The organism is Streptomyces sp. NPDC060027 (genome assembly GCF_042737005.1).
Lineage (GTDB): Bacteria > Actinomycetota > Actinomycetes > Streptomycetales > Streptomycetaceae > Streptomyces.
Map to the genome: position 1 here is coordinate 23748 of NZ_JBHWVI010000062.1, position 15259 is coordinate 39006.

Consider the following 15259-nt stretch of genomic DNA (forward strand, 5'->3'; position numbering starts at 1 on the left):
TCCGCGCGTTCCCACAGCCACGGACCCCGGTCCCAGGCCTCACCGCCCACCGGCGGCGGACATCCCGGCCGGGCCGAAGGCCACGTCGGCGGCGCTGTCGCCGGTGTCCGCTGTTTCGGGGTCATGGGCCTCGGGGCCAGGTCTACGGAGGACCGGTGGCGGACGTCCCGGCGGGGGCGGCTTCCTCGTCGCCGCCGCGGATCTCCTCGGCGGCGCGGCGCAGTTCGTCGAGCACCGTCCGTACGGCCTTCCGTGCCACGCGTTCGGGGCGGTGGAGCACGTCGATGCGCCGTACGGCGTGGACCCCGCCGAGCGGTCTGAGGACCAGGGCGGGATGCGGGCGCGTGGTCCAGCGGGGCATCAGGGCGAGCCCGCCTCCCGCGGCGACCGTCTCCGCGACGACCGCGAATTCGTTGATGCGGTGGACGATGTCGAGCCGCCGGTTCGCGGCGGTCGCGATGGCGTCGATGGTGGCCATCAGCGGGAAGCCGTCGTGCACGGTGATCCAGGGCCGGTCCGCGACATCACTCGGGGTCAGGCGCTCGTGCCGGGCCAACGGGTGGTCGGCGGGCATGGCGACGTCGAGCGGTTCGCGCAGCAGCGTGGTGGCGGTGACGGTGCGCGGCCAGGGCGCCGCCTGCGCGAGGTGATGGGCGAGGACGAGGTCGTAGTCCCGCGTCAGCCGGGGGAAGTGGTCCTGCGCGACGTCCTCGTCGGCGAGCAGGAGCCGCGGGTCCCCGGCGGCCCGGCCGCGCAGCAGGACCGGGAAGAACGTGGAGGCCGCGCTGTGGAAGGCCGCCACCGACACGTCTCCGGCCGGCTCGTCGACGAACTCGTCGACGGTGTGCCGTGCGCGGGCGAGGGCGGTCTCCACCTCGATCGCCACACCGGCCAGCGCCCGCCCGGCGTCGGTCAGCGCCAGCCGCCGTCCGTCGCGTTCGGTGAGCGGGACGGGGATCGAGCGCTGCAGCAGCCGGAGTTGCTGCGAGATCGCCGAGGGTGTCATCAGCAGCGCCTCCGCCACGGCGGTGACACTCCCCAGCTCACCGAGTTCCCGCAAGATCCGCAGCTGCCGCTCGTTCACCCGGTCATTGTAGTGATGCTTAAAAGCTGTTGAAGAACTTCGCTCTGGGCTTCACCGTCGATGTGGGGAAGCGTGTGGGGCGTGTCCCGAGTCCGCAGCACTGACGCAGTGCTCCTCCTTGTCGCCGCCGTCTGGGGTTCCAGCTATCTGGCCGCGAAGACCGCCACTTCGGCGCTCCCCGTCCTGCTCGTCCTGTTCGCGCGGTACGGCATCTCGGCCGTCGCCTGCCTCGCCCTCGTCGCCGCCCGTCACCGAACCCGGCGCTTCACGCGCGACGAGCTCGGCGTGGGGGCGGTGCTGGGCGTCACGCAGGCAGCCGTCCTGGTGCTGGAGACGTACGGTGTCGCGCACACCAGCGCGGCGAACGCGGGCCTGATCATCAGCCTCACCGTCGTCATCACCCCGCTGCTGGACCGCACGGCCGGTGGGAGGGGGCTGCCTCCGCGCTACTTCGCCGCCACCGGCCTGTGTCTCCTGGCCGTCGGACTCCTGATGTCCGGCAGCGGCTTCCACTCGCCCCGGATCGGTGACCTGCTGATGCTCGCCGCCGCGCTGGTCCGCGCGGCCCACGTCGCCCTCGTGGGACGGCTCACCGCCCGTCGTTCCGTACGGCCCTTGCACGTCACGACGGTGCAGACGGTCGTCGGGACCGTCCTGTTCACGGTGCCCGTCGCCGGCATCCTGCCGACACTGGGCGGGATCGACGCGGCGGGCTGGTCGCAGCTTCTCTATCTCGCCCTGTTCTGCAGCGTGTTCGCCTTCCTCGCCCAGACCTGGGCGGTGCAGCGCGGTTCCGCCAGCCGGGCCAGTCTGCTGCTGGGCACCGAACCGGTCTGGGCCGTCGCCGTCGGCATCGGCCTGGGCGGCGAACACCTCACGGTCCTCACCGCTCTCGGTGCCGCGCTCATGGTCGCCGGAACCTACTGGGGGCAGGCCGTCGAACGCGCCCACCGGACCGCCGGGACCAAGGAGGTCCCCCACGGGACCCCGGCTCCCGCGAGCGTCTGATCAGGCCGCTCGACGTGTCGTGGTCGGCACGCCGGAGACCGGCTCCGGTCACCGGCCGCCGGGCGGCGTCCCGCAGCCGCTACTCGACCCCGATCAGCAGCAGCGCGCCCTGGCGCCCGCCCCGGTACACCACGGTGTCCACCGCGAGGTACGACTCCCGTACCCGGGATTCGAGATGCGCGGCGATGGTGTCGGGCGCCTCGTCGCCGAGGACGAGCGTGACCATCTCGCCACCGGCGGCGAGCATGCGGTCGAGGACGGTCTCGGCCGTGGCGGTCAGGTCGGCGCCGATGACGGCGACATCCCCGTCGATGAGGCCGAGGACGTCCCCGGCCTGGCAGATGCCGGCCATGGTCCAGGACTGCCGCTCGGCGACGGCGACCTCGGCATAACGCGTGGCGCCCGCCGCCGAGGTCATCGCGACGACGTCCTCGTCGAAGCGGCGCTCCGGCTCGTGCACGGCCAGCGCCGCGATGCCCTGCACGGCGGAGCGGGTCGGGATCAGCGCGACCCGGACGCCCTCGGCGCGGGCCTGTTCGGCGGCCGCCGCCGCGGTGTGCCGCAGGTCGGCGTCGTTGGGCAGCAGCACCACCTCACGCGCGTGGGCACGCCGTACGGCCTCCACGAGTTCCCCGCTGGCGGGCGGCTCCCCCGGCCGCGCCAGCACGGTGGTCGCCCCGGCCTCCGTGTACAGCCCGGCCAGGCCCTCGCCGGGCACGACGGCCACGACGGCGCGCTGCGCCCGCTCCCGGGGCGGACGCCCGGCCCCGGCTCCGGTGTGGACGTCACCGAGCCCGAAGTGGGTGATCCGGATGCGGTACGGCCGTCCCGCCTCGACCCCCGCCTCGACGGCTGCGCCCGCGTCGTCCACGTGGACATGGACGTTCCACAGTCCGTCGCCGCCGACCACGACGAGGGAGTCGCCGAGTCCGTCGAGCCGCTCCCGCAGCCGGTCCACGGCAGCGTCCTCGGCCTCCAGGAGGTAGATCACCTCGAAGGCGGGATGGCCGTCCTCCGCCGCCCCGTCCACGCAGGCGTCCGCCCCGTCGTCCGTCGCCGCATCCCGCCCGTCGGCCCCGTGCACCCACGGACCGGGACTCCCACCCGCTGCCGCCTCGGTGACTCCGGTGACTCCGGTGACTCCGGTGACTCCGGTGACTCCGGTGACTCCGGTGACTCCGGTGAGAGCGTCGCGGATGTCGACGGTTCCGGCCCCAGGGGCGCCCGCCGTGCCGACCGCTCCCGTGCCCCCGGGAACGGTCTCCTGCCGGCGACCGTGGGTCCTGGGCGCCTCCCCCGTGAACGTCTCCACCAGCGCCGCGAGCACCACCACCAGTCCCCGCCCGCCCGCGTCGACCACACCGGCGCTCTCCAGGACGGCGAGCTGGCCGGTGGTCGCGGTGAGCGCAGCACACGCTCCCTCGTAGGCCACGCGCGCGACCGTGCCGCAGTCCCCCTCGGCGCCGGAGCCCGCGTCGGCGGCGGCCGAGGCGACGGTGAGGACCGTGCCCTCGACGGGGTGCGCGACGGCCTTGCGCGCGGAGTCGGCGGCGTTCCGCAGGGCGAGGCGCATGCCCCGGCCGTCGGTGTGAGCGGTCTCGCTGTCGGCGGCGAGGACCTGCGCCATGCCGCGCAGCAGCTGCGCGAGGATGGTTCCGGAGTTGCCCCGGGCGCCGATCAGCGCTCCGTGCGCCATCGCCCGCGCGGCATCGGCGAGAGAGGGCCGTCCGGCCGCCGTCACGGACGTACCGTCCCGGCCCACCGCCTCGTACCCCGCGAACACCGCCTCGACCGCCGCCGCCGCGGACTCCACCGTCAGATACAGATTCGTCCCGGTGTCCCCGTCGGCGACCGGATAGACATTGATCGCGTCGATCTCCTCGCGCGCGCGGCCCAGGGCCTCCAGCGCGAGCCCGCACCAGGTGCGCACCGCGAGAGCATCGAATGTCTGCGGTACCTGCGGCACCTGCGCCTCCTTGAGCTGCCGGACGTGGGACGCAGCGTAGACCCAGAAAGGGTTACTGCCGGTAGGGGGACCTGAGGCGGGCGGAGTGGCAGCCCGGCCGGACATGGTAGTTTCGTTCTCCGGACGCAGTCGTTGTATGCTGCTCCAGTTGCCCGATCCGATCGGGCCATCCCCCTGGCACCGCCACTCAGATCCTAGATCTTGATTCTCGGCATGCCGGGATCAACCGTAAGTGCATCTGAAGTCTTTGGAGTGACCCGTGGCTGCCAACTGCGACGTCTGCGGCAAGGGGCCGGGCTTCGGCAACAACATCTCGCACTCGCACCGCCGTACACCGCGTCGCTGGAACCCCAACATCCAGCGCGTCCGTACCGTGGTGGGCGGGACGCCGAAGCGCGTGAACGCTTGCACCTCGTGCATCAAGGCCGGCAAGGTCACGCGCTGACAACCGCTAGCGCGCGGCCACTGCTGGTTCGTTTGCTCTGAACCCGTCCACCTCACGGTGGGCGGGTTTTTTGCTGCCCTCGTACGCCGCCCTCGCCCTCGTACGCCGCCCTCATACCCCTCGTACGCCGCCTTCATCCGCCGCGGCTCTCCCTGTGGCAGGGGCGTTCCGCCGACTGCCAGAATCTGCCCAATGCGCTTCGGCATCCTGGGCCCCCTCGACATCCGCACCGAGGACGGCGGCCCGCTGGACCCCGGCGGGCCGCGGCCCCGTGCCCTGCTGACCCTGCTCCTCCTCCACGCGGGGCGGACGGTCGCCACACAGCGCCTGACCGACGGCCTGTACGGTGCCGAGCCGCCGGCCGGGGCCGCCAACGCCCTCCAGTCCCAGATCTCCCGGCTGCGCAAGCGGCTCGGCACCCCTCCGGAGATCCAGGCCACCCCGACGGGCTACCGCATCGACGTCTCCCCCGACTCCGTGGACGCCCACCGCTTCGAACGCCTGGCCCGCGAGGGGCGCACCGCCCTCACGGCCGGCGATCACAGGGCCGCGGCAGACCTGCTCCGGGAGGCGCTGACCCTGTGGCGGGGCCCCGCCCTCACCGATCTCCCCGACGCGCACGCCCAGGTCGCCCGGCTCGACGAACTGCGGCTCACCGCGTTCCTGGACCGCGTCGACGCCGACCTCGCGCTCGGCGGCGGACCGGAGCTCGTACCCGAGCTGCGCGAGAGGATCACGTCACATCCCCTGAGCGAGCGGCTCTACGGACAGCTGATGCGGGCCCTGCACGCCGGCGGGCGGCCCGCCGAGGCGCTCACGGTGTACGAGGAGGCCCGGCGCACCCTCGCCGACGAGCTCGGCACCGACCCCTCGCCCGAATTGTCCGCGCTCCACCTGGAGCTGCTCCAGGGCGCGGAGCCGGCTCGGCGGCGCGTGCCGGCCCAGCTCACCCGGTTCGTCGGCCGTGACGCGGAACTCCGGCGGGTCCGAACTCTCCTCGCGGAGGACCGCCTGGTGACGCTCACCGGACCGGGCGGAGCCGGAAAGACCCGCCTCGCGATCGAGGCGGCGAGCACCGGCACGTACGCGGACGTGTGTGTCGTCGAGCTGACCGACCTCACCGACGGCTCCCGGATCCCGTACGCCGTCCTCACCGCACTCGGCATCCGCGAGGGATTCCGTACGCCCGCGAGCGACACCACGCTGCGGCTCCTCGCGGCGCTGGAGGACCGTGAGCTGCTGCTGGTGCTGGACAACTGCGAGCACCTGGTCGAGGAGGTGGCCCGGGTGGCCGCCCTGCTGCTCGGCGCGTGCCCCGGCGTGCGGATCCTCGCGACCAGCCGGGAGTCGCTGGGGATCACGGGTGAGGTGCTGTGCCCGGTGCCGCCGCTGCCGCCGGAGGCCGCGGAGCGGCTGTTCCTCGACCGGGCGGCGGCCGTGCGGCCCGGTTTCGGGGGGCACGCGCGCGTCGCCGGTATCTGTGCCGCGCTCGACGGGCTGCCGCTGGCCGTCGAACTGGCCGCCGCCCGGCTGCGCACCCTCACCCCCGACGAACTCGCCGACCGTCTCGGCGACCGCTTCCGCGTGCTCTCGCGGGGCGACCGGACCAAGGCGCCCCGGCATCGCACGCTGCGGGCGGTCGTGGAGTGGAGCTGGGACCTGCTGGACGACGAGGAACGGCAGCTGGCCCGGCGGCTGACGGTGTTCTCCGGGGGCGCCACCCTCGCGGCGGTGGAGGCCGTGTGCGCCGTGCCGTATCCCGAGGACCTGCTGGCCTCCTTGGTGGAGAAGTCGCTGCTGGAGTCCGTCGACGGGCGCTACCGGATGCTGGAGACCATCCGCGCGTTCGCCGCCGAGCACCTGGTGAGCGCCGGAGAGGAGGACCGGCTGCGGGACGCGCACGCCGGGTACTTCCTCGCTCTGGCCGAAGAGGCGGAACCGCGTCTGCGGGGCGGCGGACAACTCCCCTGGCTGGACCGGCTGAGCGCGGAGCTCGGAAACCTGGACGCCGCCCTGCGTCATCTCGTCGGCGCCGACCCGCGGCGGGCGCTGCTCCTCATGGCCGCCCTGTCCTGGTTCTGGCGTCTGCGCGGGCTGCACGGCGAACAGGTGCCGCTCGCACACGCGCTGCTGGCGGCCCTCGGCGACTCTCCTCCGCGGGGGCTGACGGAGGAGTACGTCCTGTGCCTGATCAACACGGTCTCCGGCGACGGCGAGGATCCCGGCGCGCAGGAGCGCCTGGACCGGGCCGCCGTCCTGTTCGGCACCCTGGCCGGGCCGCTGCGACTGCCCTTCGCCCTCGTGATGTGGTCCATCGCGGACGGGCCGCGCCGCATCACCGGTGACCAGGTGCGCCGCCAGGTCGGCGACGCCCCCTGGGGGCTGGCCCTGCTGGAGCTCGGCGACGGCCTCCAGCAGTTGTTCGCCGGGCGGCCGGCGGCGGCCGGGGCGGCGTTCGCCCGGGGGCTGACCGGATTCCGGGCCACCGGGTGCCGCTGGGGCCTGGCCAACTGCCTCGAATGGCTGGCCCTGCTGGCCGACGTGCGCGGCGAGCACCGGCGTGCCCTGGGGCTGATCGACGAGGCCCTGACCTACGTACGGGCGCTGGCGGCGTCGGAGGAGACCGGTGACCTGTTGCAGCGCCGGGCCACCGTCCTGCTGCATCTCGGGGACCTCGAAGGGGCGGCCGCGCACTACACACGCGCCGCCTCCCTGGCCCGTACGGCAGGTGCGGCGGACAAGGTCGCGGCCGCCCGTCGCGGCCTCGGCGACACGGCCAGGCTCCGCGGGGAAACGGCACACGCTCGCGTGCACTACGAAAGCGCCCTGGAGGCGTGCGCGGGGAACTGGTTCAGCGTCGGCGAGTCCGTGCGGATCCTCATCGGGCTGGGCCGCACCGCCCTCGCCGAGGGACGAGCGGACGAGGCTCGTGACTGGTTCACCCAGGCCGGCGCCCTCGCCCACGAGGTGCACGGGGGGCTCGAACTCGCGAACGTAGCCGAGGCGTCGGCCGCCGTCGCCGGGTCTCCCGCGCGGGCGGCCGTCCTGCTCGGCGCGGCCGTCGTCCTGCGGGGCTGCGCGGACGACGGCGACCCCGAGATCGTCCGTACGCGGGACGGCGTACGGAAGCAGCTCTCCCCGGAGGCGTACGACCAGGCCTTCCGGGAGGGACGAAGGCTCGGGGCGGCGGCGGTCAGCGAACGGTAGGGGCACGGTCAGCGCCGTGGGCGAAGGTCCTGGCCATGACGAAGAACCCGAAGGACAGCCCCGCCGGGGGGCTCGCCCACCTGCACGTCCTGATCTCCGGCGCCAGCATCGCCGGACCCGCGCTCGCCCTGGGTCTCGCGCGGTACGGCGCCCGTGTCACCGTCGTCGAGAAGGCGCCCGATCTGCGTGAGGGCGGGTTCGCGGTCGACTTCCGGGGCCATGTGCACCGGACCGTGCTGACCTCGATGGGCATCTGGGACGAGATCCACGCCCGGCAGACCCGCATGGGCGGGCAGACCGTCGTCGACGCGGACGGCACCCCGCGGGTCGCTCTGCCGGCCCAGATGATGAGCGGTGACGTGGAGATCCTCCGGGGCGATCTGGCCCGGATCATGTACGAGCGCACCGCGGACCGCGTCGAGTACGTCTTCGGCGACTCGATCGCCACGCTCGACGAGTCCCCCGAGGGCGTCGACGTGACCTTCGAGCGCGGCGCGCCCCGCCGCTTCGACCTCGTCGTGGGCGCCGACGGACTGCACTCCCTCACCCGCCGTCTGGTGTTCGGCGACGAGTCCCGCCACCTGCGCTTCCTGGACCACTACGTGGCGGGGTTCGGTGTCCCGAACGACCTCGGCCTGGACCGTGCCGGCCGGCTGTACAGCGAGCCCGGCCGGGCGGTCGCCATCGGCAACTACGACGGCGATCCGGACCGGGCGGGCGCGCTGCTCGTCTTCCGGTCCGAGGAGCTGGAGTTCGACCGGCGGGACGTGGCCGCGCAGAAGCGGATCCTGGCCGAGCGGTTCGCCGGGATGGGCTGGGAGGCCCCGCGTGTCCTCAAGGCCCTGGAGGACACCGACGCCCTGTACTTCGACGCCATCGCCCAGATCCATGTCGACCGGCTCACCCGGGGGCGGGTGGCACTGCTCGGGGACGCCGGGTACGGCGCCACCATGGGCGGCATGGGGACCGGCGTCGCGATCGTGGCGGCGTACGTCCTGGCCGGTGAACTGGCGCTGGCGGAAGGCGACCACCGCACCGCGTTCGCCGAGTACGAGACACGGATCCGGGACTTCGCCAAGGGCTGCCAGAAGATCTCCGGGAACGCGGGCCCGTTCTTCGCGCCCGCGACCGAGCGCAGGATCCGCAGCCGCGACCTCATGTACCGGCTGCTGAGCTCACGGCTGCTCGCGGGCTTCTTCAAGAAGCTCACCGAGAAGGCCGCGACCGGCATCGAGCTGCGGGACTATCCGCGTCCGTGAGCCACGGACGCGGGCCCGGGTGCCTCGCGGGCCGGTCCCCCACCCGTGTGGGCCCGGCGGCCGCGGACAACTCGGCCACTCCCCCCGTGGAGTTCCGCCGCGAACGGTCCACCGGGCCGACAGACGCGGTCGTTTCGCCCTCCGGACCCCGAAGTACGTCCGCCGGAGGGCACGTTGGCCACCGGCGGCCCACCCGGCGCAACGGCCTCAGGACTCGATGTCCCCGAAGTGGTCCCAGCCGCCCTTGCTCGTCCAGGGGGCACCGTCCACGGTGACCTGGGGCAGCGCCGACGGGTTGAGGACCTCGCCGATCACCTTCCAGCGCGCGGGGAGCTTCACGTCCGGCGGGAACGTCGCGACGATCGCGTGGTCCTCGCCGCCGGTAAGCACCCACTGGATGGGGTCGACGCCGACGGCCTGACCGATGTCGTTCATCTGGGAGGGGATGTCGATGTCCCCGGAGCGCACGTCGATGCGCACCTTGCTCGCCTCGGCGATGTGGCCGAGGTCGGCGATCAGCCCGTCGCTGACGTCCGTCATCGAGGTCGCGCCGAGCCCGGCGGCGGCCGGACCCGCGTGGTACGGCGGTTCGGGACGGCGGTGGGCCTCCACGAAGGCGCGCGGCGAGCGGAACCCCCGGGAGAGCACCGCGAACCCGGCCGCGGACCAGCCCAGCCAGCCGGTCACGGCGACGACGTCACCGGGCTGCGCCCCGGCCCGGGTGACCGGCTCGTGGTTGCGCAGATCGCCGAGCGCGGTGATCGCGATCGTGATGGTCTCGCCCCGTACGACATCCCCGCCGACCACGGCCGCGCCCGCGACCTGGCACTCGTCGCGCAGCCCGTCCATCAGCTCGGAGGGCCAGGTGGCCGGGAGCTCGGCGGGTACGACCAGGCCGAGCAGCAGCGCGGTGGGTACGGCGCCCATCGCGGCGATGTCCGCGAGGTTCTGCGCCGCCGCCTTGCGTCCGACGTCGTACGCGGTGGACCAGTCGCGGCGGAAGTGCCGTCCCTCTAGGAGGATGTCGGTGCTCGCCACGACCCTGCGGTCCGGCGCGGCCACCACCGCGGCGTCGTCGCCGGGGCCGACCCGGACCGCCGGGGTGGTGGTGAGACGCGAGGTGAGCTCTCGGATGAGCCCGAACTCCCCCAACTCGCCCACGGTGCCCTTCATGATCGTCGTGCTCCCTCTGTCGCTGCTCGTGCCCGGTCGCGAGCCGTCTCCGTAGTCGGTACGGTCGAGTTGACCGTCAACTTGTGCAGTCCGTGCACCCCGGCGCGCAAGCCCCAGTCACCGCGGGTCTCCCCGCGGCGAGCGGCAACGCGATACCGTGGCGTTCCTTTTCCCCACATGATCCTCGTGGCCGCCCTGGAGGTTCCGTGGTACAGGCGTACATCCTGATCCAGACGGAGGTCGGCAAAGCGTCGACCGTCGCCGAGACGATCAGCAAGATCCCGGGGGTGATCCAGGCCGAGGACGTGACAGGACCGTACGACGTCATCGTGCGCGCCCAGGCCGACACGGTCGACGAACTCGGTCGCATGGTGGTCGCCAAGGTCCAGCAAGTGGACGGCATCACCCGCACCCTGACCTGCCCGGTCGTGCACCTGTAGCCCCCGTCTACCCTTGGCCGGTGAACATCTTCCGTCACCGGCATCCCGCTCTGCTCGGGCTGCCCGCTGTCGCGACGCTGATCGCGATCGCGGGCTGCTCCTCAGCAGACGACAGCGCGTCCGTCGCGGTTCCGAGTCCGGACACGAAGGTCACCGAGCTGTGCCAGAACCTGGACAAGGCGCTGCCGCGGACGTTGGACGGCCACCGCCGCAAGGACCCGGAGCCCCGTTCCGCGCTGACCGCGGGCTGGGGAAGCCCGGCGATCATACTGCGCTGCGGTGTCGAGCGGCCTCCGAAGATGGTCGACCCGAAGGTGGCGAACGGCGACGACCCGAAAGCGGTCGGCGGCGGTGTGAACGGCGTCGACTGGCTGATGGAGAAGCAGGACGACGGAACGACCCGCCTCACCACCGCTTCGCGTCTGGCCTACGTCCAGGTCACGGTGCCCAGGAGCACCGATGTCTCCGGGGTGCTCGTCGATCTGGCCGCCTCCGTCAAGAAGGCGATCCCCGAGGGGATCGCCTCCTGACAGCAGGGTCCTGCGGGATGCTCAGCGCAGCCCCGTCGAGCGCCGCAGCGCCGCCTGCACCAGACGGTCCACGAGCTCCGAGTAGCCGACGCCCGTCTCCTGCCACATCCGCGGGTACATGGAGATCGGCGTGAAGCCCGGCATCGTGTTGATCTCGTTGATCACGAACTCGCCGTCCTCGGTGAGGAAGAAGTCCGCGCGGACCAGGCCCTCGCAGGACGCGGCCTCGAAGGCCTCGACGGCCAGGCGGCGGACCTCGGCGGTCTGCTCCTCGGTGAGCGGCGCGGGCACGATCCCGTCGGCCGAGTCGATGTACTTGGCCTCGAAGTCGTAGAAGGCGTGCGCCTGCACGGGCGGGATCTCTGCGGGCACCGAGGCGCGCGGCCCGTCCTCGAACTCCAGGACACCGCACTCGATCTCGCGGCCGCGCAGCAGCGCCTCCACGATGATCTTCGGGTCGTGCCGCTGGGCCTCCGCGATCGCCTCGTCGAGACCCGAGAGGTCGTCGACCTTGGTGATGCCGAAGGAGGAACCCGCGCGCGCGGGCTTCACGAACAGCGGCCAGCCGTGCTCGCCCGCGAAGTCGACGATCTTCTTGCGGGCGGCGGACTCGTCCTGCTGCCACTCGCGCGGCCGGATCACCACGTACGGGCCCACCTTCAGGCCGAACGAGGTGAACACCCGCTTCATGTAGTCCTTGTCCTGGCCGACGGCCGAGGCGAGCACGCCCGAGCCGACGTAGGGGACCCCGGACAGTTCCAGCAGGCCCTGGAGGGTGCCGTCCTCGCCGTACGGGCCGTGCAGCATCGGGAAGACGACGTCGACCTCGCCGAGCGCCTTGGGAACCGAACCGGGTTCGCTGTAGACGACTTCGCGGTTGGCGGGGTCGACGGGGAGCACCACGCCGCCCTCGCTGGACTCGGCGAGCTGGTCGACGCTGGGCTGCTTGCGGTCGATGATCGCCATGCGTTCCGGCTCGTCCGCGGTGAGCGCCCAACGGCCGTCCTGGGTGATGCCGATCGGCAGTACGTCGTACTTCGTACGGTCGATTGCGCTGAGGACGGCGCCGGCCGTGACCACGGAGATCCCGTGTTCGGAGCTGCGGCCGCCGAAGACGACGGCCACGCGCGGCTTGCGAGGCGGCTGCTCAGGGCTCTGGGGGAGGTTCTCGGTGCTCATATCGCGTTGAGAGTACCCGGTGGTACGGCGGTGAGTCAGCGCCCCACGGCGGCCGTTGCTCAGCGTCGTACGCACCGTTGCGGAGCGTCGCCCACCCGGCCCTCCGGCGGGGCCGGATCAGCGGCGTTCGGGCTTCGCGCTGCGCGACATCAGCTCCTTGAGGGCGACCACCGGGGGCTTGCCCTCGTGGACGATGCTGACGACGGTCTCCGTGATCGGCATGTCGACGCCGTGCCTGCGGGCCAGATCCAGCACGGACTCACAGGACTTGACGCCCTCGGCGGTCTGCCGGGTGACCGCGATGGTCTCCTGGAGGGTCATGCCCCTGCCGAGGTTGATGCCGAAGGTGTGGTTGCGTGACAGCGGCGAGGAACAGGTCGCGGCGAGGTCGCCGAGGCCCGCGAGGCCGGAGAACGTCATCGGGTCCGCGCCCATGACGAGTCCGAGCCGGGTGGTCTCGGCGAGGCCGCGGGTGATGAGCGAGCCCTTGGCGTTGTCGCCCAGGCCCATGCCGTCGGCGATGCCGACGGCGAGACCGATCACGTTCTTGACGGCGCCACCGAGTTCGCAGCCCACCACGTCGGTGTTCGTGTACGGGCGGAAGTACGGCGTGTGGCAGGCGGCCTGGATGCGCCGGCCCACGGCCTCGTCCCGGCAGGCGACGACAGCGGCGGCGGGCATCCGCTGGGCGATCTCCTTGGCGAGGTTGGGTCCGGTGACGACCGCGACGCGGTCCGCGGAGACCTTGGCGACCTCCTCGATGACCTCGCTCATCCGCTTCACGGTGCCGAGTTCGACGCCCTTCATGAGCGAGACGAGCACGGTGTCCGGGGCGAGCAGCGGCACCCACTCCGCGAGGTTCCCGCGCAGGGTCTGGGAGGGCACGGCGAGCACGGTGAAGTCGGCGCCGCGCGCGGCCTCGGCCGGGTCGGCGGTGGCCCGCAGGTTCTCGGGCAGTTCGATGCCCGGGAGGTAGTCCGGGTTCATCCGCGTGGAGTTGACCGCGTCGGCGAGTTCGGGGCGGCGCGCCCACAGGGTGACGTCGCACCCCGCGTCGGCCAGCACCATGCCGAAGGCCGTGCCCCACGATCCGGTCCCGAAGACGGCCGCCCTGACCGGCTTGCTCACGTGCCCTGCCCTTCTTCCTGCTGTGCTTTTGACTTGGCCGCGGCCTTGTGGCGCTGCGCGATGCGCACCTCGCGCGGGTCGTACACGTTCTCGGGCGCCTTCTCGCCGCGGATCAGCTCCAGCTGCGCGGTGACGGCGGCCATGATGACCTCGGTGGCCTCCTTCAGGAGGTCCGGGCTCATCTCCCGGTCGTAGAAGCGCGAGAGGTCCACCGGCGGGCCCGCGAGCACGCGGTGGGTCTTGCGCGGAAGGATGTCGGGCTTCTTGGCGTACGGGGCCAGCAGTTCGTTGGCGCCCCACTGGGCGACCGGAATCACCGGGCACTTGGTCTGCAGGGCGACCCTCGCCGCACCGGTCTTGCCGGTCATCGGCCAGCCGTCGGGGTCCCGGGTGAGCGTGCCCTCGGGGTAGAACGCGACGCACTCACCGCGTTCCACTGCGTCGATCGCGGCCCGGAAGGCGCTCAGCGCGTCGGTGCTCTCGCGGTAGACGGGAATCTGTCCGGTGCCGCGCATCGCGGCGCCGACGAATCCCTTCTTGAAAAGACCGGCCTTCGCCAGGAAGCGCGGAACACGCCCGGTGTTGTACTGGTAGTGCGCATACGCGAACGGGTCCACATGGGAATTGTGGTTCACCGCGGTGATAAATCCGCCCTCGGCCGGAATGTTCTCCATTCCGCGCCAGTCCCGCTTGATCAGAAGCACCAGCGGCGGTTTGCAGAGAACCGCCGCGAAGCGGTACCAGAAGCCGATTCTGCGGCGGGGCACGCGGACACCTTCCTCTAGAGCCTGGGGGGCCGCACAAGTGTCGCTCCAGGCCGCCTGTCTGTCGAGAACACCGTACGCCCCGGCGTCCGGACCGCCAGGGTGATCGGGTCACAATAAGGCGTGACTGGAGAGGGCGGAGCGCTCGTGCGGTGGACTGTGGTCGTACCCCTCAAACCTTTGGCCCGGGCCAAGAGCAGGCTGGCGGACACGGCCTCCGACGTCCTGCGCCCCGGACTCGCCCTCGCGTTCGCGCAGGACACCGTGGCAGCGGCGCTGGCCTGCGCCGCGGTCCGGGATGTGGCGGTCGTCACGGGGGACGCCCTGGCCGGGCGGGAGCTGTCCGCGCTGGGCGCGCGCATCGTCGCGGACGAACCGGGAGGCGGCCTCAACGCGGCGCTGGCGCACGGGGCGGGGGCCGTACGGTCCCGGGATCCCGAAAGTGCCGTTGCGGCCCTGAACGCCGATCTGCCCGCTCTGCGGCCTTTGGAATTGGCCCGGGTACTGGCCGCCGCCGCCGAATTCCCGCGCGCTTTTCTGGCCGATGCGGCTGCAATCGGCACCACTCTCCTGGCCGCTTCCCCGGGCCTGGAATTGTTCCCCGCTTTCGGCGGCGAATCCCGGGCCCGCCATCGCGCGTCGGGAGCCGCGGAACTCCGTCTCGACGCGGTGGATTCGGTACGCCAGGACGTGGACACCCGGGACGATCTGCGGGCGGCGCTGACACTCGGCGTGGGGCCGCGCACGGCCGCGGCGGCGGCACGGCTGCTGATTCCCGGGCAGTAGACCCCCGGGCAGAACCCTGGTTCACCGAGAGCGGGCCGGTCCACCGAAGGGGCGGGGTCAGTAGGCTGCCCCCATGCAGGCGACCTCGTACACGTACGACCCCGAGACCCGCAGCGGACAGGTGCTGCTCGACGACGGCACCCCGGTGCCCTTCGACGGGGCGGCGTTCGAAGCCGGCGGCCTGCGGCTGCTGCGGCCCGGGCAGCGCGTGCGGATCGAGACCGAAGGGGAGGGTGAGGGGCGCCGGATCACCCTGATCACCCTGCAGACGTTCTGAACACGCCGCGGGC

General features: G+C 72.5%; 14 protein-coding genes. 8 read left to right on the forward strand and 6 right to left on the reverse strand.

What is annotated here, in order from left to right; translation table 11 throughout:
* Positions 1-142: 142 nt before the first annotated feature.
* Positions 143-1084 (reverse strand): LysR family transcriptional regulator, encoded by a 942-nt coding sequence (locus tag ACFWBT_RS17935; RefSeq protein WP_385701206.1) that lies wholly within the window; start codon positions 1082-1084, stop codon positions 143-145.
* An 81-nt stretch (positions 1085-1165) separates the two neighbouring features.
* On the opposite strand from ACFWBT_RS17935, the gene ACFWBT_RS17940 reads away from it, so the two are divergent.
* Positions 1166-2092, forward strand: a complete 927-nt coding sequence (locus tag ACFWBT_RS17940; protein ID WP_385701210.1) for a DMT family transporter — start codon at positions 1166-1168, stop codon at positions 2090-2092.
* A gap of 79 nt (positions 2093-2171) precedes the next feature.
* Here ACFWBT_RS17940 and ACFWBT_RS17945 read toward each other — a convergent pair whose 3' ends face one another.
* Positions 2172-4058, reverse strand: coding sequence for a DAK2 domain-containing protein (locus ACFWBT_RS17945; RefSeq protein WP_385701213.1), 1887 nt, complete (start codon positions 4056-4058; stop codon positions 2172-2174).
* Between the two features lie 259 nt (positions 4059-4317).
* Here ACFWBT_RS17945 and rpmB point away from each other — a divergent pair, with 259 nt between their 5' ends.
* The 3 genes from rpmB (at position 4318) to ACFWBT_RS17960 (ending at position 8969) form a co-directional block, all read left to right on the forward strand.
* Positions 4318-4503, forward strand: coding sequence for a 50S ribosomal protein L28 (rpmB, locus tag ACFWBT_RS17950; protein WP_037625034.1), 186 nt, complete (start codon positions 4318-4320; stop codon positions 4501-4503).
* Between the two features lie 192 nt (positions 4504-4695).
* A complete protein-coding gene (locus tag ACFWBT_RS17955; protein WP_385701215.1) occupies positions 4696-7710 on the forward strand; it encodes a BTAD domain-containing putative transcriptional regulator in 3015 nt (1004 codons plus the stop codon).
* Positions 7711-7745: 35 nt separating this feature from the next.
* Positions 7746-8969, forward strand: a complete 1224-nt coding sequence (locus ACFWBT_RS17960) for an FAD-dependent monooxygenase (RefSeq protein WP_385701216.1) — start codon at positions 7746-7748, stop codon at positions 8967-8969.
* Between the two features lie 207 nt (positions 8970-9176).
* On the opposite strand, the gene ACFWBT_RS17965 is transcribed toward ACFWBT_RS17960, so the two are convergent.
* Positions 9177-10142, reverse strand: a complete 966-nt coding sequence (locus ACFWBT_RS17965) for a thiamine-phosphate kinase (RefSeq protein ID WP_266763152.1) — start codon at positions 10140-10142, stop codon at positions 9177-9179.
* Positions 10143-10348: 206 nt separating this feature from the next.
* On the opposite strand from ACFWBT_RS17965, the gene ACFWBT_RS17970 reads away from it, so the two are divergent.
* Both ACFWBT_RS17970 and ACFWBT_RS17975 read left to right on the forward strand, forming a co-directional pair.
* Positions 10349-10582 (forward strand): Lrp/AsnC family transcriptional regulator, encoded by a 234-nt coding sequence (locus ACFWBT_RS17970; RefSeq protein ID WP_028802415.1) that lies wholly within the window; start codon positions 10349-10351, stop codon positions 10580-10582.
* Positions 10583-10602: 20 nt separating this feature from the next.
* Entirely contained in the window at positions 10603-11112 is a 510-nt protein-coding gene (locus tag ACFWBT_RS17975) for a DUF3515 domain-containing protein (RefSeq protein ID WP_385701220.1), read from the forward strand.
* 21 nt (positions 11113-11133) lie between these two features.
* Here the strand turns inward: ACFWBT_RS17975 and ACFWBT_RS17980 are convergent, their stop codons facing one another.
* The 3 genes from ACFWBT_RS17980 to ACFWBT_RS17990 form a co-directional block, all read right to left on the reverse strand.
* On the reverse strand, positions 11134-12291 hold the full coding sequence (locus ACFWBT_RS17980; protein WP_266763150.1) for a D-alanine--D-alanine ligase family protein: 1158 nt from the start codon (positions 12289-12291) through the stop codon (positions 11134-11136).
* Positions 12292-12408: 117 nt separating this feature from the next.
* A complete protein-coding gene (locus ACFWBT_RS17985) occupies positions 12409-13419 on the reverse strand; it encodes an NAD(P)H-dependent glycerol-3-phosphate dehydrogenase (RefSeq protein ID WP_385701222.1) in 1011 nt (336 codons plus the stop codon).
* A complete protein-coding gene (locus ACFWBT_RS17990; protein WP_385701224.1) occupies positions 13416-14186 on the reverse strand; it encodes a lysophospholipid acyltransferase family protein in 771 nt (256 codons plus the stop codon). The genes ACFWBT_RS17985 and ACFWBT_RS17990 overlap by 4 nt, the downstream gene beginning before the upstream one ends.
* 144 nt (positions 14187-14330) lie before the next feature.
* Here ACFWBT_RS17990 and cofC point away from each other — a divergent pair, with 144 nt between their 5' ends.
* Together cofC and ACFWBT_RS18000 are read left to right on the forward strand one after the other, a co-directional pair.
* Positions 14331-14969, forward strand: a complete 639-nt coding sequence (cofC, locus tag ACFWBT_RS17995; RefSeq protein ID WP_385701226.1) for a 2-phospho-L-lactate guanylyltransferase — start codon at positions 14331-14333, stop codon at positions 14967-14969.
* A gap of 73 nt (positions 14970-15042) precedes the next feature.
* Positions 15043-15246, forward strand: coding sequence for a hypothetical protein (locus ACFWBT_RS18000; RefSeq protein WP_266763146.1), 204 nt, complete (start codon positions 15043-15045; stop codon positions 15244-15246).
* Positions 15247-15259: the final 13 nt, after the last annotated feature.

What these genes read in the sequence shown, in the direction of transcription:
- ACFWBT_RS17955 (WP_385701215.1), top strand. Translation starts at nt 4,696, where the DNA reads ATGCGCTTCGGCATCCTGGGCCCCCTCGACATCCGCACCGAGGACGGC.
- ACFWBT_RS17960 (WP_385701216.1), top strand. Translation starts at nt 7,746, where the DNA reads ATGACGAAGAACCCGAAGGACAGCCCCGCCGGGGGGCTCGCCCACCTG.
- ACFWBT_RS17965 (WP_266763152.1), bottom strand. Translation starts at nt 10,142, where the DNA reads ATGAAGGGCACCGTGGGCGAGTTGGGGGAGTTCGGGCTCATCCGAGAG.
- ACFWBT_RS17980 (WP_266763150.1), bottom strand. Translation starts at nt 12,291, where the DNA reads ATGAGCACCGAGAACCTCCCCCAGAGCCCTGAGCAGCCGCCTCGCAAG.
- ACFWBT_RS18000 (WP_266763146.1), top strand. Translation starts at nt 15,043, where the DNA reads ATGCAGGCGACCTCGTACACGTACGACCCCGAGACCCGCAGCGGACAG.